The 19,583-nt window shown below is 73.7% G+C and carries 16 protein-coding genes; 3 read left to right on the top strand and 13 right to left on the bottom strand.

Annotation, left to right across the window (positions count from 1 at the left end):
• Window positions 1-24: 24 nt before the first annotated feature.
• From IE182_RS07075 to IE182_RS07065, 3 genes are all read right to left on the bottom strand, one after another.
• Window positions 25-696, bottom strand: coding sequence for a lysophospholipid acyltransferase family protein (locus IE182_RS07075; protein WP_373303513.1), 672 nt, complete (start codon window positions 694-696; stop codon window positions 25-27).
• Entirely contained in the window at window positions 657-1,358 is a 702-nt protein-coding gene (gene cmk, locus IE182_RS07070; protein ID WP_190108805.1) for a (d)CMP kinase, read from the bottom strand. Before cmk ends, IE182_RS07075 begins: the two co-directional genes overlap by 40 nt.
• Before the next feature lie 109 nt (window positions 1,359-1,467).
• On the bottom strand, window positions 1,468-2,553 hold the full coding sequence (locus IE182_RS07065) for a prephenate dehydrogenase (RefSeq protein ID WP_190108804.1): 1,086 nt from the start codon (window positions 2,551-2,553) through the stop codon (window positions 1,468-1,470).
• A gap of 64 nt (window positions 2,554-2,617) precedes the next feature.
• On the opposite strand from IE182_RS07065, the gene IE182_RS07060 reads away from it, so the two are divergent.
• Window positions 2,618-2,980, top strand: coding sequence for a DUF952 domain-containing protein (locus IE182_RS07060; RefSeq protein ID WP_190108803.1), 363 nt, complete (start codon window positions 2,618-2,620; stop codon window positions 2,978-2,980).
• A 43-nt stretch (window positions 2,981-3,023) separates the two neighbouring features.
• On the opposite strand, the gene IE182_RS07055 is transcribed toward IE182_RS07060, so the two are convergent.
• From IE182_RS07055 to pyrG, 9 genes are all read right to left on the bottom strand, one after another.
• Complete coding sequence (locus IE182_RS07055; protein WP_190108802.1) at window positions 3,024-4,340, bottom strand: pseudouridine synthase; 1,317 nt, start codon at window positions 4,338-4,340, stop codon at window positions 3,024-3,026.
• Window positions 4,340-5,032 carry an SMC-Scp complex subunit ScpB gene (scpB, locus tag IE182_RS07050; protein WP_190108801.1) on the bottom strand — a complete coding sequence of 231 codons (693 nt, stop codon included), beginning with the start codon at window positions 5,030-5,032 and terminating at the stop codon, window positions 4,340-4,342. The genes IE182_RS07055 and scpB overlap by 1 nt, the downstream gene beginning before the upstream one ends.
• Window positions 5,029-5,988 carry a segregation and condensation protein A gene (locus IE182_RS07045; protein WP_190108800.1) on the bottom strand — a complete coding sequence of 320 codons (960 nt, stop codon included), beginning with the start codon at window positions 5,986-5,988 and terminating at the stop codon, window positions 5,029-5,031. Before IE182_RS07045 ends, scpB begins: the two co-directional genes overlap by 4 nt.
• A gap of 78 nt (window positions 5,989-6,066) precedes the next feature.
• Complete coding sequence (locus IE182_RS07040) at window positions 6,067-6,606, bottom strand: hypothetical protein (protein ID WP_190108799.1); 540 nt, start codon at window positions 6,604-6,606, stop codon at window positions 6,067-6,069.
• Window positions 6,591-7,718, bottom strand: coding sequence for a ParA family protein (locus IE182_RS07035; protein WP_190108798.1), 1,128 nt, complete (start codon window positions 7,716-7,718; stop codon window positions 6,591-6,593). The genes IE182_RS07040 and IE182_RS07035 overlap by 16 nt, the downstream gene beginning before the upstream one ends.
• A gap of 321 nt (window positions 7,719-8,039) precedes the next feature.
• On the bottom strand, window positions 8,040-9,155 hold the full coding sequence (gene ald, locus IE182_RS07030) for an alanine dehydrogenase (RefSeq protein WP_190109141.1): 1,116 nt from the start codon (window positions 9,153-9,155) through the stop codon (window positions 8,040-8,042).
• Between the two features lie 204 nt (window positions 9,156-9,359).
• Window positions 9,360-11,519 (bottom strand): tetratricopeptide repeat protein, encoded by a 2,160-nt coding sequence (locus IE182_RS07025; protein WP_229844646.1) that lies wholly within the window; start codon window positions 11,517-11,519, stop codon window positions 9,360-9,362.
• Window positions 11,520-11,742: 223 nt separating this feature from the next.
• Window positions 11,743-12,378 carry an NUDIX domain-containing protein gene (locus IE182_RS07020; RefSeq protein WP_190108797.1) on the bottom strand — a complete coding sequence of 212 codons (636 nt, stop codon included), beginning with the start codon at window positions 12,376-12,378 and terminating at the stop codon, window positions 11,743-11,745.
• Between the two features lie 88 nt (window positions 12,379-12,466).
• A complete protein-coding gene (gene pyrG, locus IE182_RS07015) occupies window positions 12,467-14,119 on the bottom strand; it encodes a CTP synthase (RefSeq protein WP_373303512.1) in 1,653 nt (550 codons plus the stop codon).
• Window positions 14,120-14,627: 508 nt separating this feature from the next.
• On the opposite strand from pyrG, the gene IE182_RS07010 reads away from it, so the two are divergent.
• Window positions 14,628-16,391, top strand: a complete 1,764-nt coding sequence (locus IE182_RS07010) for a glycoside hydrolase family 15 protein (protein WP_373303523.1) — start codon at window positions 14,628-14,630, stop codon at window positions 16,389-16,391.
• A 22-nt stretch (window positions 16,392-16,413) separates the two neighbouring features.
• Here IE182_RS07010 and IE182_RS07005 read toward each other — a convergent pair whose 3' ends face one another.
• A complete protein-coding gene (locus tag IE182_RS07005) occupies window positions 16,414-17,724 on the bottom strand; it encodes an MFS transporter (protein ID WP_190108795.1) in 1,311 nt (436 codons plus the stop codon).
• A gap of 42 nt (window positions 17,725-17,766) precedes the next feature.
• On the opposite strand from IE182_RS07005, the gene IE182_RS07000 reads away from it, so the two are divergent.
• Window positions 17,767-19,398: a PucR family transcriptional regulator gene (locus IE182_RS07000; RefSeq protein ID WP_190108794.1), complete on the top strand. Its 1,632-nt coding sequence runs from the start codon at window positions 17,767-17,769 to the stop codon at window positions 19,396-19,398.
• The last annotated feature ends 185 nt before the right edge of the window (window positions 19,399-19,583 follow it).

Below are 19,583 nucleotides of genomic sequence, written 5' to 3'. Positions count from 1 at the left end.
TGCGGGCCACTACTCAAGTCTCGGTCAGCGGCCGGTCAGCCGCTTGGCGTCCGTCAGGTGCGCGCCCAGGTGCTCCTGGATGCGCACGGTCGCCTCGTCCAGCGCCTTGCGGGTCCTCCTGCCGCTGCCGTCGCCGGCCTCGAAGGGGTCCCCGAAGACCACGTCCACTCCGCTGCGCAGGGGCGGCAGCCCCTTGACGACGCGTCCGCGCCGGTCGCCGCTGCCCAGGACCGCCACCGGCACGACCGGGGCCCCGGACCGCAGGGCGAAGTAGGCCAGGCCCGCGCGGAGCGAGGCGAAGTCGCCCTCGCCCCGGGTGCCCTCGGGGAAGATCCCGAGCACGTCGCCCCGCTGCAGGACCTCCAGCGCGCCCGTGACGGCGTTGCGGTCGGCGCCCGTGCGGTCCACCTCCAGCTGGCCGATGAAGCGCAGGAAGGGCCCGAGCGGGCCCACGAACGCCTCCTTCTTGACCAGGAAGTGCACGGGCCGGGGCGCGGTGCCCATCAGCATCGGGCCGTCGATGTTGTGGGTGTGGTTGACGGCCAGGATGCAGGGCCCCGCGGCGGGCACCCGCCAGGCGCCCAGCACACGCGGCTTCCACAGCCCGTACATCAGGCCGATGCCGATCCGCCGCCCGACGGCGGCACCGGAGGAGGTCACGCGGACCGCTTCTCCTCTACGAGCGTGACCACGCACTCGATGACCTGGTCCAGCGTGAGCTCGGTGGTGTCCACCTCGATCGCGTCGGCGGCCTTGGCCAGCGGGGAGGTCTTGCGGCCGGAGTCGGCGGCGTCCCGCTTGACGAGCGCGGCCCGGGTGGCGGCCAGGTCGGTGGCCTCCTTGCCCTTGAGCTCGCCGCTGCGGCGGGCGGCGCGCGCCTCGGGCGAAGCGGTCAGATAGATCTTGAGGTCCGCGTCCGGGAGGACGGTGGTGCCGATGTCCCGGCCCTCGACGACGATGCCGTGCGGCGCCTCGGCGGCGATGGCCCGCTGCAGCTCGGTCAGCCGGGTGCGCACCTCCGGCACCGCGCTGACGGCGCTGACCGCGGCGGTGACCTCCTGGGTGCGGATGGGCGCCGCGGCGTCGGCACCGTCGACCGCGATGGTCGGCGCGGACGGGTCGGTGCCGGAGACGATCTCCGGCTTGGCGGCGGCGTCGGCCACGGCCGCGGCGTCGTTGACGTCGATGCCGTTGCTCAGCATCCACCAGGTGATCGCCCGGTACTGGGCGCCGGTGTCCAGGTAACGCAGGCCGAGCTTGGCGGCCACGGCCTTGGACGTGCTGGACTTGCCCGTGCCGGAAGGGCCGTCGATGCCGACGATGACAGCTGCCGGGGCGGTCCGGGCGGCGGTTTCCACGGTGTCTGAGACCTTCCTTGTGCACGGGGCAGGGCGTACGAGCCCTATCAGGCCCACCCAAGGTTACTGGCTCACCGGACCGCCCCGCGCAGCCGTGCGGTTCCGGCGGCTACTGGCGGACCGCCCAGCCCTGGTCGCGCAGGGTCGCGATCAGCCCGGCGGCGGCCGAGGGCTCGACCATCAGCTGGATCAGACCGGCCTGCTGGCCGGTGGCGTGCTCGATGCGGACGTCCTCGACGTTGACGCCCGCCCGGCCGGCGTCGGCGAAGATCCGGGCCAGCTCGCCGGGCTGGTCGCCGATGAGGACGGTCACGCTCTCGTACGCCGTCGGGGCCGCGCCGTGCTTGCCGGGGACCCGGGAGCGGCCCGCGTTGCCGCGGCGCAGCACGTCCTCGATGTCCGCCGCGCCGCCGATGCGCTGGTCCTCGTCCGCGGAGTCCAGGGCGCGCAGGGCGCGCACGGTCTCGTCGAGGTCGGCCGCGACGGCCGCCAGGACGTCGGCGACGGGGCCGGGGTTGGCGGAGAGGATGTCGATCCACATGCGCGGGTCGGAGGCCGCGATGCGGGTGACGTCGCGGATGCCCTGGCCGCACAGGCGCACGGCCGTCTCGTCGGCCTCCTTCAGACGGGCGGCGACCATGCTGGAGAGCAGCTGGGGGGTGTGCGAGACGAGCGCGACAGCCCGGTCGTGGGCGTCGGCGTCCATGACGACGGGGACCGCGCGGCACAGGGCGACGAGTTCGAGGGCGATGTTGAGCACCTCGGTGTCGGTGGCCGGGGTGGGGGTGAGCACCCAGGGCCGGCCCTCGAAGAGGTCGGCGGTGGCCGCCAGGGGGCCGGAGCGCTCCCGGCCGGCCATCGGGTGGGTGCCGAGGTACCCGCTCAGGTCGCAGCCGAGCTCCTCCAGCTCGCGGCGCGGGCCGCCCTTGACGCTGGCGACGTCCAGATAGGCGCGGGCGAGGCCGCCCCCGATCGCCTTCGCCAGGGTGCCGGCGACGTGCGCGGGCGGCACGGCGACGACGACCAGGTCCACGGGCCCCTCGGGCAGCTGGTCCGTGCCGGCGCCGCGGGCGGCGGCCGTACGGGCCTGGGCGGGGTCGTGGTCCGTCAGGTGCACCTGGATGCCGCGGCCGGCCAGGGCGAGGGCGACGGACGTGCCGATCAGTCCGGTTCCGATGACAAGGGCGGTTTTCACGGCCCCAGCCTAGTCAGCCCGCCCCCCGGGACGGGCGGGGCCCTCGTCGGGTAGAACCATGCCCATGATCTTTCACGTGGTGCCCCTGGACGACTGGCTGACCGTGCCGGACCGCCCCTACTCCCCCGCGTCCCTCGCCGAGGAGGGCTTCATCCACTGCTCCCCCGACGAGGCGACCACGCTCGCGGTGGCGACGGCGTACTACCGCGACGTGCCGGGCCCGCTGATGGCCCTGCTGATCGACGAGCACAAGCTGGACGTGATGGTCCGCTGGGAGGCCGCCGAGCCGGCGCCGCCGCCCGGGGTGAGCCCGGACGTCCTCTTCCCGCACGTGTTCGGGCGGATCACCCGTGACGCGGTGGAGGGGATGATGGAGATCCAGCGCGACGAGGAGGGCCGGGCGACGGGCCTGGCCCTCTGGTCGTAGGCCGTCGGACGGGCTGCGGCGCGCAGCCCGTCCGGCGGAGGTCCTACAGCTCGACCTCGCGCATGAGCATGCCGACCTCGGTGTTGGTCAGGCGGCGCAGCCAGCCGGACTTCTGGTCGCCCAGGGCGATCGGGCCGAAGGCCGTGCGGACGAGCTTCTCGACCGGGAAGCCGGCCTCGGCCAGCATGCGGCGGACGATGTGCTTGCGGCCCTCGTGGAGGGTGACCTCGACCAGGTAGTTCTTGCCGGTCTGCTGGATGACGCGGAAGTTGTCCGCGCGGGCCCAGCCGTCCTCCAGCTCGATGCCGCTCTTGAGCTGCTTGCCGATGTCGCGCGGCAGCGGCCCGGTGATGGCGGCCAGGTACGTCTTCTGCACGCCGTACCGCGGGTGGGTCAGGCGGTGGGCCAGCTCACCGTGGTTGGTGAGCAGGATGATGCCCTCGGTCTCCGTGTCGAGGCGGCCGACGTGGAAGAGCCGGGTCTCGCGGTTGGTGACGTAGTCGCCGAGGCACTGGCGGCCGTCGGGGTCCTCCATGGTGGAGACGACGCCGGCCGGCTTGTTGAGCGCGAAGAAGAGGTAGGACTGGGTGGCGACGGTCAGGCCGTCGACCTTGATCTCGTCCTTCTCGGGGTCGACGCGCAGGCCCTGCTCGGTGACGATCCGGCCGTTGACCTCGACGCGGGCCATCTCGATCAGCTCTTCGCACGCGCGGCGCGAGCCCATGCCGGCCCGGGCCAGCACCTTCTGCAGGCGCTCGCCCTCCTGCTCGGCGCCGGGGAAGGTCTTGGGGGTCTTCACCTGCGGCTTGTTGTGCCGCTCCCGGTTGCGCTCCTCGATCTTGGCGTCGAGCTCGCGCGAGCGGGAGGGGGCGTAGCCGTGGCCGCGGGCGGGCCCGCTGCTGCGGCCGCCGGAGCCGGCCGTGGAGCTCCGCTTGGGGCCGCCCTTGGCACCGCCGCGGGCCGCCGCGCCGCGGCCGCTCGTGGGGCCGCTCTGACGGCCGCTGGTGGCGCCGCCGCGGGTGCGCTCGGCGTCGGGGCCCACGTCGTAGCGGCGCTCCTCGGGGCGCGGACGGCGCGGACGCTCCTGCTGCCGGTCGTCGCGGCGGTCGTCGCGCCGGTCCCCGCCGCGGCGGTCCTCGTAACGACCGCCCTCGGAGCGACCGCCGCCGTAGCCGCCACCGCCGGAGCGGCCGCCGCCGCCGTAGCTCCCGCCACCGGAGCGGCCGCCGCTCTCGGGGCGTCCGCCGCCGGAACGGCCGCCGCCCGCGCGCCCGCCCCCGGACGCCGGACGGGAAGACCCTGCCCGACCGCCCCGGTCGTCCCGGTTGCCGCTTCCGCTGTTCCTGCCGCTGCTTCGCATCAAAGTTCCGTCTTGTCGTCTGCGTCGGTGTCCGGTGCGTCCGGATCGAACGACGGCACACCTTCCTGAGTGTCGCCCTCGATCGCTTCCGCCTCGGGGAGGAAGGGGGCGAGCTCCGGGAGCTCGTCCAGGCCGCGCAGGCCCATGCGCTCCAGAAAGTAATTCGTCGTCCTGTACAGGATCGCACCTGTTTCGGGTTCCGTCCCCGCCTCCTCCACCAGACCGCGCTGGAGGAGGGTGCGCATGACGCCGTCGCAGTTCACGCCGCGGACGGCCGAGACCCGCGAACGGCTGACCGGCTGACGGTACGCGACGACGGCCAGGGTCTCCAGCGCGGCCTGGGTCAGGCGGGTCTGCTGCCCGTCGAGGACGAACGCCTCGACGGCGTCCGCGTACGCGGCGCGGGTGAAGAAGCGCCAGCCCCCCGCCACCTGCCGCAGGTCGAATCCGCGGCCCTGGACGGTGTACTCGTCGGACAGCTCCAGCAGGGCCCGGTCGATGTCGCGGCGCGGCCGGCCGAGGACCTGGGCGAGGTGCTCGGCGGTGGCGGGCTCGTCGACGACCATGAGGACGGCCTCCAGGGCCGGCTTGAGGTCGTGCTCCGCGACGGCCGGGGTCCCGGCGAGGACCTCCCGGCCCGGGTGCGTCTCTTCGCCGGCCCCGCTCGTGGGCCCGGTCGTGGTCTCGCTCACGGTGCGTTCTCCTCCGGCTCCGTCTCAGGCTCGGTCTCCGGCTCGCGGTCGAACTCGTCGGTCACCACCGGCGTCGCGTCCTCCGCGCCCGTCCAGCGGACCGTCAGGGCCCCCAGGGCCTCTTCCTGGTCCAGGACGACCACCCGCTCGCGGTAGAGCTCCAGAAGGGCCAGGAAACGCGCCACGACGGTCAGCGTGTCCGGGGCGTCCTCGGCGAGCTGCCCGAACGTCACCTCGCCCGAGGACCGCAGCCGGGCCACCACGACCTCGGCCTGCTCGCGGACGCTGACCAGCGGTGCGTGGATGTGGTCGACGTAGACCTGGGGTGCCGGCTTGGGCCGCATCGCCTTGACCGCCAGCTCCGCGAGCCGCTCGGGGCCGATACCCAGGACGACCTCGGGCAGCAGCTCGGCGTGGTGCGGCTCCAGGCCGACCGTCCGCGGGTGGCGGCGGCCCTCGGCGGCCAGCCGGTCGCTGAAGATCTCCGCGATCCGCTTGTACGCACGGTATTGCAGCAGCCGTGCGAACAGCAGGTCACGGGCCTCCAGCAGGGCGAGGTCCGCCTCGTCCTCCACCTCGGCGGCGGGCAGCAGCCGGACCGCCTTGAGGTCCAGGAGGGTGGCGGCGACGACCAGGAACTCGGTCGTCTGGTCCAGGTCGAAGTCCGGCCCCATGGCCCGGATGTGGGCCATGAACTCGTCGGTGACCTTGGACAGGGCCACCTCGGTGACGTCCAGCTTGTGCTTGGCGATCAGCTGCAGGAGCAGGTCGAACGGGCCTTCGAAGTTGTCCAGCCGGACGGTGAACCGGCCGTCGCCCTCCTCGCCGGACGCCTTCCCCGGCTGCTCCGGCTGCTGCTCCCGCTCCCCCGCGGCGTCCTCGGCGGGCGGCGTCGGCTGCCCGCCCGGGCCGCGGCCCAGGGGACGGCGGGCCGGCGGGGAGGCGGCTGGGGGCATGGGGGTTTCCAGGGTGCGGGGCGGAACGGGCCGTACGGCCCGGGGGCTCGGTACGGCAGGAGGCTAGCGGGGAGGCGCTCAGCGGCCGCGCAGGCGCCGCACGAGGATGCTCGCGTCGCCGCGCTGCTCCAGGTCGGCCAGGACGACGGCGACGGCCTCCCGGACGATGCGGCCGCGGTCGACCGCGAGGCCGTGCTCGCCGCGCAGCACCAGCCGGGCGTGCTCCAGGTCCATGAGCTCCTCGGCGGAGACATAGACGGTGATCTTCTCGTCGTGGCGCTCACGGCCGCTGGGCCGGCGGTTGGCGGTGCGCCCGCGCCGCTTGACGGGGGCGGTGGGCTCGGCCGTACGGGCGGCAGCGGCGCGGTCACGCCCGTCCGCGGCGCGGCGCTCGGCCTCCGGCTCCTGGGCGGCGGCCGCCGGGGCGGCCGTGCCGCGCCCGTCCCGCTCCGCGGTCTTGCCCGACCGCTCGCCGTCGGGCGCGTCACCCGGCCCGGGCACCCTGGGCTGCTGCGCCTCGGCGCCTGCCTTCCGGCGCGGGGACGAGGACTGCAGCCCCATGCCGCCGGTGGTCCGGAACAGTTCGTCGGCACCGGGCAGACTCACTCGGCGTGACACCGGGCGAGCACCTCCCTGGCCAGCTGACGGTAGGCGGCGGCGCCCACGGAGTTGGACGCGTACGTGGTGATCGGCTCGCCCGCGACGGTGGTCTCGGGGAAGCGCACCGTACGGCCGATGACGGTGTGGTAGACGTGGTCGTCGAACGCCTCGACCACGCGCGCGAGGACCTCGCGGCTGTGCACCGTGCGCGAGTCGTACATCGTGGCGAGGATGCCGTCGAGCTCCAGCTCCGGGTTGAGCCGCTCCTGGACCTTCTCGATGGTCTCGGTGAGCAGCGCCACGCCGCGCAGCGCGAAGAACTCGCATTCCAGCGGCACGATCACCTTGTGAGCCGCCGTCAGGGCGTTGACGGTGAGCAGGCCGAGCGAGGGCTGACAGTCGATCACGATGTAGTCGTAGTCCGACATCAGCGGCTTCAGGGCCCGCTGGAGGGTGGACTCGCGCGCGACCTCGCTGACGAGCTGGACCTCGGCCGCCGACAAGTCGATATTGCTGGGCAGCAGGTCCATGTTGGGGACGGCCGTCTTCAGCAGCACCTCGTCGGCCGACATGCCCCGCTCCATGAGCAGGTTGTAGACCGTCAGGTCCAGCTCCATCGGGTTGACCCCGAGGCCGACGGAGAGCGCGCCCTGGGGGTCGAAGTCGACCAGCAGGACCCGGCGGCCGTACTCCGCGAGCGCGGCACCCAGGTTGATGGTCGAGGTGGTCTTGCCGACCCCGCCCTTCTGGTTGCACATCGCAATGATCTTGGCCGGGCCGTGGTCGGTCAGCGGTCCGGGGATGGGGAAGTACGGCAGGGGACGCCCGGTGGGGCCGATGCGCTCGCGGCGCTGGCGGGCGGCGTCGGGTGCGAGGGTCGCCGCGTACTCGGGGTCGGGCTCGTACTCCGCGTCGGGGTCGTAGAAGTGCCCGTCCGGCACTTGCTCGTAGTCGGCGAGACGGGTGGACTCCGCCCCGCCCCGGTCGCCGGCCATGGCGTTCACGTGTTGACCGTCCATGCTCTGGTGGGCTGTCGTCATGTTCTGGATGTCCTGCTGGGCTGCGAAGGTGTGGACAGCGACGGAGCCGACAGCTTGGAGTCCCACGGGACTCTGGCCCAGCGCAGGCATTCCTGGGTGACCACCCCCGGGAGCAAATGTCGACTCATTCACAAGTCGTCCTACCTCCTTGGTGACCAGGAAACATCTAGATACGTCAGCGTGGCACCATGCCGACGGTTGGCGACTCTATGGCGTGTCGGCGGTCCGCAGCAACACAATCCGCCGGAGACGGCACGATGTGTCGGCAATCGAACACCCTTCTGTCAAGGGTGTACGGCGGATAACCCGGAAGAATCACGGGCGGGTCAAAGGGCGGCAAAACACCCGGCCGGGCCTTGCTCGGCAAGGCCCGGCCGGGTGCGTGCTCTTCTGGGTCCGTCGGTCGTCGGCTCAGCCGAGCAGGGTGCTCAGTTCGACGTGCGGCAGGCTGTGCGCCTCGGCGACGGGGCCGTAAACGACCTGACCCTCATGCGTGTTGAGGCCCTTGGCGAGCGCGGCGTCGCGACGCAGCGCCTCCTGCCAGCCGCGGTTGGCCAGCTCCACGATGTAGGGCAGCGTGGCGTTGGTCAGCGCGTAGGTGGAGGTGTTCGGCACCGCGCCCGGCATGTTGGCGACGCAGTAGAAGACGGAGTCGTGGACCTGGAAGGTCGGCTCCGCGTGGGTGGTGGGACGGGAGTCCTCGAAGCAGCCGCCCTGGTCGATCGCAATGTCGACAAGGACACTTCCGGGCTTCATCTTGGCGACGAGCTCGTTGGTCACCAGCTTGGGGGCCTTGGCGCCCGGGATCAGGACGGCGCCGATGACCAGGTCGGCCTCGACGACGGCCTTCTCCAGCTCGTAGGCGTTGGAGACGATCGTCTGCACCTTGGTGCCGAAGACCTTGTCGGCCTCGCGGAGCTTGTTGATGTCACGGTCGAGCAGGGTCACGTGGAAGCCCATGCCGACGGCGATCTGCGCGGCGTTCCAGCCGGAGACGCCGCCGCCGATGACGACGGCCTTGCCCGCGTGGGTGCCCGGGACGCCGCCCGGCAGCACGCCGCGGCCGCCGGCCGAGCGCATCAGGTGGTAGGCGCCGACCTGCGGGGCCAGCCGGCCCGCGACCTCGGACATCGGGGCGAGCAGCGGGAGCGCGCGGTTGGCGAGCTCGACGGTCTCGTACGCGATGGCGGTGGTGCCGGACTCCAGCAGGGCGTCCGTGCACTCGCGGGAGGCGGCGAGGTGCAGGTAGGTGAAGAGGGTCTGGCCCTTGCGGAGGCGGTGGTACTCCTCCGCGATCGGCTCCTTGACCTTCAGGAGCAGGTCAGCGGTGGCCCAGACGTCGTCGGCGGTGTCCAGGATGGCGGCACCGGCCTCGACGTACTCGGCGTCGGTGATGGAGGAGCCGAGACCGGCTCCCTTCTCGACGAAGACCTGGTGGCCGTTGCGCGCCAGCTCATGCACGCCGGCGGGCGTGATGGCCACGCGGAACTCGTTGTTCTTGACCTCGCGGGGGATACCGACCTTCACGTCGATCACGGTCCTTGTATCAGAGAATGACAGGCTAATCCTGATATGCCGGGCACACCAGAGCAGACCGCGTCGATCGCGGCGTTGCCAGTCTAATGAAGGATTGCGCGCTGTCTAGCCTTGCAATGCACCAATCTTTGCGCGAACCGCCACTGATTTCTTAGGTCGAAGATCCGGTACCCTGCCGGGCCCCCTCCACCGCACCTATCGCACCTGCACCGGCGGCCCCTCTCCGGCGGACGCCTCCCGCCGCTGCACGGACGGCTCCGGCACCGGCTGCGCCTCCCCCAGCAGCCGCTCCGCCGACTGCCGGTGCTCCACCGCCGAGGCGGGGTCGCCGAGGCGCTCCAGGGTGTCCGCCAGCCGCAGCCGCACGCCCGCCTCCAGCCGCGGGTCGCCCGCGGCCTTGGCACACTCCACCGCCTCCAGGCACGTGCGCAGCGCCTCGCGCGGCCGCCCCGCGTGCTCCAGCACCCGGGCCGCCTCGCTCAGCGCCCGGGCGTGCCCGGGCTGGTCGCGCAGCCGGCGGCAGGCCGCGGCCGCCGCCCGCCAGTCGCGCAACGCCTCCGCCCACTGGCCGGCATAGCCGTGCACCGCGCCCAGCCGCCCGTACAGCCGCGCCTCGTCGGCGAGTTCACCCCGCGTCAGACGCAACTCCAGCCCCCGCCGGTACCAGTCGGCCGCCCGCTGCCAGTCGCCCAGCCCCTGGTGCGCGGCCGCGATGGATTCCAGCGCCCGGCTGATGGCGTACGGGTCGCCCGCCTCCCGCGCCGACTGCAGTGCCTGGCGGTAGCGGTCGAGCGCCTCCCCGGTCCGTCCGGCCCGGGCGTCCAGGTCGCCGAGGTTCAGCAGGGCCGCGGCCTTCTCCAGCGGCATCTCGCAGCGCCGCGCCACGTCGAGGACGAGCTGGTGCAGCCCGTACAGCTCCGGTGCCGCCGCCTCCGCGCCCAGGTGCGCCGTCAGGGCCCGGGTCAGCGCGGAGACCAGCCGCCGGGCGAGGGTGTCGAGCCTGCCGTCCTCCACGGCCAGCCGGGCGGCGGCCAGCAGGGCCGGCAGCCGGGCCAGCAGCCACTCCTCGGCGGCGGCCGGGGAGGGGAAGCGCAGCGGGCGGGGCAGCTGCTCGATCCGCCGGCGCACCGCCGGGTCGTCCCGTTCGGTGGCGGCCCGGCAGGAGTGCAGCTGGCGCACGGTGCGCTCCAGCATCCGGGCGCGCGCCAGCTCGATCTCCGCGGGCCGCTCCTGCGCCTGCAGCAGCGCGCCCAGCAGCGGCGCCAGGCAGCCGGGCACCCGGTACTGCGGCGGCAGCGCGCCCGAGGCGCCCTCGGGGGCCTCCGCGCGCAGCAGCCCCCGGGTCGTGAGGTCCTCCAGCAGCGACTGGGCCGTCGACAGCGAGGAGCCGGCCAGCGCGGAAGCGGTGTGGGCGTCGAGCAGCCCGGCCGGGGCCAGCGCGAGGAGGTGCAGGGTGCGGGCGGCGGGCGGCGGCAGCGCCTCGTAGGCGAGGTGGAAGGCCCGGGCCAGTGGCCGGCCGGTGCCGCCCTGGTCCGGGGCGGCGGCCGGCAGCTCGCGCAGCCGCTTGGCCACGTCCACGACCGTCATCTTGGAGCGGGCGGCCAGCCAGCCGCCGACCAGGACCAGGGCGGCGGGCTGGCCGCCGCACTCCTCGACCACCGTGCTCGCCGCCACCGGGTCGCAGGTGATGCGGGTGGGGCCCGCGTACCACTCCAGCAGGTCGACGGCGGCGACCGCGTCCAGGCCGCCGAGGGTGCACGGCCGCACGTCGGGCACACCGGTCAGCGGCCCGCGCGAGACGGCGACGACGAGGCAGTCGGGCTCGTCCGGCAGCAGCGGGTCCACCTGCTCGGCGCCGGCCGCGTCGTCCAGGATCAGCAGCACGCGCCGGCCGTCCAGGGCGGAGCGCAGCGCCTGGGTGAGCTCGTCCTCCTCGGCGCCCGCCGGCACGGGGGCGCCGAGCTCGGCGAGCAGCGCCCTGGCGGTCCGTTCGGTGGGGACGGGCGCCCCGTCGGCGCCGGTGAGGCGGGCGCGGAGTACTCCGTCCGGGTACTCCCCGGCGAGCCGGCGGGCCAGCGCCTCGGCGAGGGTGGTGCGGCCGGAGCCCGGGCGGCCGGCGATGAGCAGCACCCGGCTGCGCGGTGTCTTGCGGCCCGAGAGGGTGTCCAGGCCGGCCCGGACGATGTCCTCGCGCAGTTCCTTGAGCTCGCGCAGCCGCCCGACGAACGGCTGCGGGCCGAAGGCCGTCGCGGGTGCGGCCGGTTGACGGGGGCTCATCCCCCCGCTCGGGGCGGGCAGCCGCCGCTCGGGCGGGGCCGCCGCCGGTCCGCCGGTCTCCACCGTCCGCTCCGCCACGGGTCCACTCCCGTTCCACCTGCACTGCACGCACGAGCCCGCCGCGGCCGCGGTCGGGAACGTATCGAGCCTAGTTCACCGCCCGCCGCGCTCCGGGGAACGCACACCGGCCATGCTGAAGATCACCTATTCGGGTTGCATGACGGTCGGACCGGCCGGGCCTGCCCGAGGTGGCCCCGGGGCCTGCCCGGGGTGGGGTCCGGGAGGGGTCCCGGAGGGGTCGTCAGACCTCGAAGGGGCGGGCCGGCCAGGGAGCCTCCGCCGGGCGCAGCGCGTCCAGGCCGTCGCCGGCCAGCGCCGCCATGACCGAAAGCACGCCGACGACCAGGCAGTTGTTGTGGAGCTCGCCCTTGAGGACGCCGCGCCCCAGCAGCGCCAGGGGGACCCGGGTGACCTCCATGTCGAGCTCCTCGTGCTCGACATCGAAGCGCTCCCCCTCGACGTCGGAGATGCCCCGGGCCAGGAAGATCCGGACGGCCTCGTCGCAGCCGCCCGGCGTGGTGTAGACGTCGGTCAGCACCCGCCAGTCCTCGGCCTTGACGTGCGCCTCCTCGTAGAGCTCGCGCTGGGCGGCGTGCAGCGGGTTCTCGCCGGGGACGTCGAGCAGCCCGGCCGGGATCTCCCACAGCCGCTGCCGCACCGGGTGGCGGTACTGGCTCACCACGATCACCCGGTCCTGGTCGTCGAGGGCGACGACGGCGACCGAGCCCGGGTGCACCTGGTAGTCGCGGGTGACGGCGGAGCCGTCCGGCATCACCACGGTGTCCGTGCGGACACTCGTCTTGTTGCCGGTGAACGGCGTACTGGTGGCATTGACCTGCCACTCCTCGGCGGTGTCCTGGATGGGTGCATGCGCCATGGGTGTCCTCCCGCGAAACTCCAGCAAAACGGCAACCGGGGTGAGCCCCTCCCTCACGGGAGGCGCTCACCCCGGTCCACCGTATAGGTCAGCCCTGCTGGCGCTGCACGGCCGCCTTCACCAGGCCCGCGAAGAGCGGGTGCGGGCGGGTCGGGCGGGAGCGCAGCTCCGGGTGGGCCTGGGTGGCCACCAGGTAGGGGTGGACCTCGCGCGGGTACTCGACGTACTCCACCAGCTTGTTGTCCGGCGAGGTGCCGGAGAAGACGATGCCGGCCTTCTTCTCCAGCTCACCGCGGTAGGCGTTGTTCACCTCGTAGCGGTGGCGGTGGCGCTCCTCCACATAGGGCTCGTTGTCGTAGACCTCGCGGACGATGGAGCCCTCGGCCAGCTTGGCCGGGTACATGCCCAGGCGCATCGTTCCGCCCATGTCGCCCTCACCGGCGACGATGTCCATCTGCTCGGCCATCGTGGAGATGACCGGGTGGGCGGTGGCCGGGTCGAACTCGGTGGAGTTGGCGCCCTCGATGCCGGCCAGGTTGCGGGCGGCCTCGATGACCACGCACTGCAGGCCCAGGCAGAGGCCCAGCAGCGGGACCTTGTTCTCACGGGCGTAGGTGATGGCGCCGACCTTGCCGTTGACGCCGCGGTCGCCGAAGCCGCCGGGGATGCAGATCGCGTCGACGTCGGAGAGCTGCTGCTTGGCGCCCGCCGGGGTCTTGCAGTCGTCGGAGGCGACCCACTTGACCTTCACCTTGGCGCGGTTGGCGAAGCCGCCCGCGCGGATGGCCTCGGTCACCGACAGGTAGGCGTCCGGCAGGTCGATGTACTTGCCGACCAGCGCGACCGTGACCTCGTGCGAGGGGTTGTGGACGCGGTCCAGCAGGTCCTCCCACTGGGTCCAGTTCACGTCGCGGAAGGGCAGGTCCAGCTTGCGCACGACGTAGGCGTCCAGGCCCTCGGTGTGCAGCACCTTGGGGATGTCGTAGATCGACGGGGCGTCGATCGCGGCGACCACCGCGTCCTCGTCGACGTCGCACATCAGCGAGATCTTGCGCTTGATGGCGGTGGGCACCTCGCGGTCGGCGCGCAGCACGATCGCGTCGGGCTGGATGCCGATGTTGCGCAGCGCGGCCACCGAGTGCTGGGTGGGCTTGGTCTTCAGCTCGCCGGAGGGGCCGATGTAGGGCAGCAGCGAGATGTGCACGACGAAGACGTTGTCGCGGCCGACCTCGTGGCGGACCTGGCGGACGGTCTCCAGGAAGGGCAGCGACTCGATGTCGCCGACGGTGCCGCCGACCTCGGTGATGACGACGTCGACGTCCTCGGTCGCCATGCGCCGGATGCGGTGCTTGATCTCGTTGGTGATGTGCGGGATGACCTGCACGGTGTCGCCCAGGTACTCACCGCGGCGCTCCTTGGCGATCACCGTGGAGTACACCTGGCCGGTGGTGACGTTCGCGGAACCGTCGAGGTCGACGTCGAGGAAGCGCTCGTAGTGGCCGATGTCCAGGTCGGTCTCGGCGCCGTCGTTGGTGACGAACACCTCGCCGTGCTGGAAGGGGTTCATCGTGCCCGGGTCGACGTTCAGGTAGGGGTCGAGCTTCTGCATCGTCACCCGCAGACCCCGGGCCTTGAGCAGCGCGCCCAGGCTGGAGGCGGTCAGGCCCTTGCCGAGCGAAGAGGCGACACCCCCGGTGACGAAGAGGTGCTTGGTCGTCGTGGGCTTAGCTGCAATGGCCAAAGGGGGGCTCCCGTGGTCGCGAGTGAGGGTGCGTGCCGGCGGTCACCCGGTGATTTCCGGGGGTGCCGTCGCTGCGGTTGGGGGGTCTTGCGCCCACCGGTCCACGGGGTACCAGGGTATCAGCGCCCACGGCCGGGCGCGTCCGGTGACGCGGTGCGACGGCCCCGCCGACCGTGCGTCACGGACGTGTCACCGGGCGCGTCCCGGGTACGCATCAGGCCACCCATTCGGCACAGATTCCCCCACCAACCGTCGCGCGTGTCCCAACTCGTCGTCGTATCCTGCTCGGACACACGCAGCGAGCCGGCCGGCACGGCACCATCCCGCCCTCCCCCAGCCACCCCCTGGGAGGGGCTCTCCCCGGAACAGAGCTCGTCGAAGATCGCATTGACCGTCAAAGGGCCCCGCAGGGTCCTGGATGCCGTTCGACCCCTGAAGGGGTCCTGGATGCCGTTCGACTGGAGATGACGTGGCCGGGCGTATCGAGGATTACGCACTCATCGGCGACATGCAGACCGCCGCCCTGGTCTGCCGGGACGGTACGGCCGACTGGCTGTGCCTGCCCCGATTCGATTCGCACGCCGCGTTCGCCGGACTGCTCGGCACGGAGGAACACGGCTACTGGCGCATCGGCCCCGCGCACCCCTCGGGGGCGGCACCGCCGCAGGCCGACCGCCGCCGCTACCGCGGCGACTCCCTCGTCCTGGAGTCCGAGTGGGACACCCCGCGCGGCACGGTCCGCATCATCGACTTCATGCCGCCGCGCGACGGTGCCCCGCAGCTGATCCGGATCGTGGAGGGCGTCAGCGGCCGGGTGCCCATGCGCTCCGCGCTGCGCATGCGCTTCTCCTACGGGCGGGTCGTGCCCTGGGTGCACAAGGTGGGCGACCGCACGGTGGCCGTCGCGGGCCCCGACTCCGTGTGGCTGGACACCACCGCCGACACCTTCGGCAAGGACCTCACCACCTACTCCGACTTCACCGTCTCCCCCGGCGATCGCGTCGCCTTCACCATCAGCTGGCAGCCCTCGCACGGCGAGCCGCCCGCCCTGCCCGACCCCGAGGGCTCGCTGGAGGCCACGGAGGAGTTCTGGCGCGAGTGGGTCGGCCACTGTACGTACCACGGCCCCTACCGGGACGCCGTGGTCCGCTCGCTGATCACCCTCAAGGCGCTGACGTACGCGCCCACCGGCGGCATCGTCGCCGCCCCCACCACGTCCCTGCCGGAGGAGATCGGCGGCGTCCGCAACTGGGACTACCGCTACACCTGGCTGCGGGACGCCGCGATCACCCTCTCCTCGCTGCTGCGCACCGGCTACCGCGAGGAGGCCCGCGCCTGGCGCGAGTGGCTGCTGCGCGCCGTCGCCGGCGACCCCGAGAACCTGCAGATCATGTACGGCATCGCCGGCGAGCGCGAGCTCGGCGAGGCCGAGCTGCCCTGGCTGCCCGGCTACGAGAACTCCGGCCCGGTCCGGGTCGGCAACGGTGCCGCCGGCCAGCTCCAGCTCGACGTCTACGGCGAGGTCACCGAGGCCCTGCACCTGGCGCACATGACGGGCCTGGCCCGCAACGACTACGCCTCCCTGCTCCAGCTGCGGCTCATCGGCTACCTGGAGGACCACTGGACCGAGCCCGACGAGGGCATCTGGGAGGTGCGCGGCCCCCGCCGCCACTTCGTCCACTCCAAGGTCATGGCCTGGGTCGCCGTCGACCGCACCATCAAGCTCATCGAGTCCGGCGACGTGGACGGCCCGCTGGAGCGCTGGCGCGAGCTGCGCGACGACATCCACCGGGACGTGTGCGAGAAGGGCTACGACAAGGAGCGCAACACCTTCACCCAGTCCTACGGCTCCCAGGAGCTGGACGCCTCCCTGCTGCTCATCCCGCAGATGGGCTTCCTGCCGCCCGACGACAAGCGCGTCATCGGCACCATCGAGGCCATCCAGCGGGAGCTGTCGACCCCCGACGGCTTCGTGCTGCGCTACCCGACCGCCGGCGAGGACGCGGGCGTGGACGGGCTCGCCGGCGACGAAGGCGCCTTCCTGGCCTGCTCGTTCTGGCTCGCCGACGACCTGGCCATGATCGGCCGCGTCGAGGAGGCCCGCGAGCTGTTCGAGAAGCTGCTGAACCTGCGCAACGACCTGGGCCTGCTCGCGGAGGAGTGGGACTCCCGCCTGCAGCGGCAGGTGGGCAACTTCCCGCAGGCGTTCAGCCACGTGCCGCTCATCGACACCGCCCTGCGCCTGACCGCGTCGAGCGCCTTCGGCGGCTAGCCCGGCCGTCTCCCGCCCTCCGTCAGCGCCTGCGGAGGACGAAGTACAGCGCCAGGGCGCCCGAGGGGGCCACGAGCACGGCTGCGGCGGCATTGAGACCGCCGTAGCCGTAGTCGCCGAGCACCGTGCCGGAGAACGCGCCGCCGGCCGCTCCCACCAGGTTCATCGCGGTGTCGGACAGCCCTTCCACCTCCGGGCGGTGCGCGGCGCCGACCGACTCGCCCAGCAGCGTCGACCCGGCGACGGTCACGCACGACCAGCCCACGCCCAGCAGGAAGAGGCCCGCCGTCACCGGCCACTGCCGGCTCCCCGCCGTGCCGGCGAGCAGCGTGGCGGTGACGAGGACCGCCTGGCCCAGCAGGATCACCGGCACCCGGCCCAGCCGGTCGGCCGCCTTGCCCACCAGCGGCGACAGCGCGTACATCCCGGCGATGTGCACGCTGATGGTGAAGCCGATGATGCTCAGCGAGGCCCCGTGGTGCGCGAGGTGGACGGGCGTCATCGACATCACCGCCACCATCACGCCGTGCCCGAGGACCAGCGCCGTCAGGCCCGTCAGGGCGGCGGGCGACGCGCCGACGTGCCGCATCGCCGCGCGCATGCGGGCCGCGAAGCCCTCCCCGTCCGGGCCGGCCGCGTGCGCGGCGTGCCCGGTCCCGGCCGACAGCAGCGGATCGGGGCGCAGCAGGGTGTGGACGACCGCCCATCCCAGGACGAACGCCACCACGGAGAAGACGAACGTGCCGGCCGGCCCGGGCAGGCCGAGCGGGCGGGCCACCGCCTCGCCCGGGCCGCTGAGGTTGGGGCCGAGGACGCTGCCCACGGTCGTCGACCAGACCACGAGCGAGAGCGCGCCCGCCCGGGCCCCGGGCTCGGCCAGGTCGGTGGCCGCGTAGCGCGACTGCAGGTTGGCCGCCGTGGCCGCGCCGATCAGCAGCATGCCGAGCAGCACCGGCGGGTACGCGCCGAGCCGGGCGGCGATCAGCACGACGACCGCGCCCGCGGCGGCCACCAGCCAGCCGGTGCCGAGCCCCGCCCTGCGGCCCCGGGCGCGGGACAGCGCGGCGAGCGGCACCGCCAGCAGTGCGGCGCCCAGCGTGATGAGGGTGGTGGACAGGCCCGCGAGCGACTGCGAGCCCGTCAGCCGCTCGACGAGCAGCCCGCCCGAGGAGAGCATCGAGCCCATGCCGAGGCCGGCCACGATCTGGGCCGCGATCAGGACCCGCAGCGTGCGCCGCTGCACGGCGGCGCGGTCGGGGCCCGCGAGGACGCCCGGGGAGGTGTCCGTGCGTATGCCGGAGGGCGGGGACGGGGGCGAGGCGGCTGACGTCATGCGGGACAGGGTAGGGGCGGGGCGGCCTGTAGGTTCGCGCCCATGGAACCGCCGCTGCCGCCCGCCCCTCCGCAGGGCGCCATCACCGTCGCCCGGGCCCTCGAACTGCCCGCCCTGCGCCGGGGCCTGCCCGAGGTGATGACCGGCGCCGACCGGCTGCACCGGCCGGTGCGCTGGGTGCACGCGGGCGAAGCGCCGAACATCGCCGCCCTCCTCAAGGGCGGCGAGCTGCTGCTGACCACCGGGCTGGGGGTCGGCGACCGCCCCGCCGAGCAGCGGGCGTTCGTGCGGGGGCTCGCCGAGCGGGGCATCGCGGCGCTCGTCGTCGAGCTGGGCGCGCGCTTCACCACGCTGCCGGCGGCGGTGGTGGACACGGCCCGTTCGTGCGGCCTGCCCCTGGTGCAGCTGCACCGGGAGGTGCCGTTCGTCGCGGTCACCGAGGAGATCCACACCGAGCTGGTCAACGAGCACTACGCACTGCTGCGCCGGGCCGAGGAGGTGCACCGGCGCTGCACGGAGGTCCTGCTGGGCGGGGGCGGCGTGCCCGAGGTGCTGCGGCTGTTCGCCGGCTTCACGGGCAATCCCGTCTTCCTGGAAGCCTCCGACGGGAGGCTGCTGTACGCGGCCGGCCCCGAGCCCGCCCCGCCGGGTGCGGCCGATCCCCTGCAGGTGTGGGACGGGCTGCGGGCGGCGGGTCTGCCGGGCCGCGTCGTCACGGACGTCCCCGGCACCGGGCCCGGGCCGGGCGCGGTCCGGGCCCGGCTGTCCGTCCTGCCCGTCAACGCGCCGCTCGCGCCCGTGCACCGGATCGCCGCGGACCGGGCGGCGGGGCTGCTGGCGGTGGTGCTGCTGCAGGCCCGGCAGGAGGAGGAGCTGGCCGCGCGCGGCCGCGGCGACTTCCTCACCGACCTCGCCGAGGACCGGCTGGACGCGGCCGACGCCGCCGCGCAGGCCCGGGTGCTGGGCTTCCGGCCGGGGCCCGGCCCGCTGCTGCCGGTGGTGATGCGGCCGGCCGGCGACCTGGTGCCGGCCCCCGACAGCTGGACGGCGCTGGCCGGGGCCGTCCACCGGGAGCTGGCCGGGGTGGGGGCGCCGGTACTGCTGGGGGTACGACTGCCGGAGGGGCGGGTTCCGCTGCTGGTGGGGCTGCGGGAGGACGAGGAACGGGCCGCGGTGGCCGACCGGGTGGCGGCCGCGCTGCGGGCGGGGGCGGAGCGTGCGTCGTGCCGGCCGCCGGTGGTGGTCGTCGGCGCGCCGGCGACGTGGCGGACGGCCGGAGCCGGCCTGCGGCACGCGGCCGAGGCGGCGGGGGCCGTGGCGGCCGCGGGCCAGGGCCTTCCCGACCGCCCCTGGCACGACGTGCGGCGGCTGGACGTGGACGTCCTGCTGTGGCGGCTGCGCTCGCACGGGGACCTGGCGGCGTTCGTGGAACGCGCCCTCGGGCCGTTGCTGGCCCACGACGCGACGTCCCGGCCGCCGCTGCTGCCGACGCTGGAGACGTACCTGGCCCACGCGGGCCGCAAGGCGGAGACGGCGCGGGAACTGCACCTGAACCGGCAGACGCTGTACGACAGGCTGGGACGGATCGGGAAGCTGCTCGGCACGGACCTGGAGGACCCGGAGGCGGTGCTGTCCCTGGGGCTGGCGCTGCGGGCCCGGCGGCACGTGGGGTGAGGCGGGTGGGGTGGGGGTGCGGTTCGTTGTCCGGGCGGGGCCGGGGCGGGAGGGGACGGACCCTTCTGGGGGCTGCATTATTTACGGCAACGGCACCTGGTTCGGGTGCTCCGTACGCCGCCGCAAATAACGCGTCACGCCCCCTGCCAGGGTCCATCCCCTCCCGCCCCGGCCCCTCCCGCCGG

It is taken from the genome of Streptomyces cinnamoneus (assembly GCF_014650495.1).
Classification (GTDB): domain Bacteria; phylum Actinomycetota; class Actinomycetes; order Streptomycetales; family Streptomycetaceae; genus Streptomyces; species Streptomyces cinnamoneus.
Note: the sequence above shows the minus strand (reverse complement) of the source record. Positions and strands in the feature narration are given on the sequence as shown.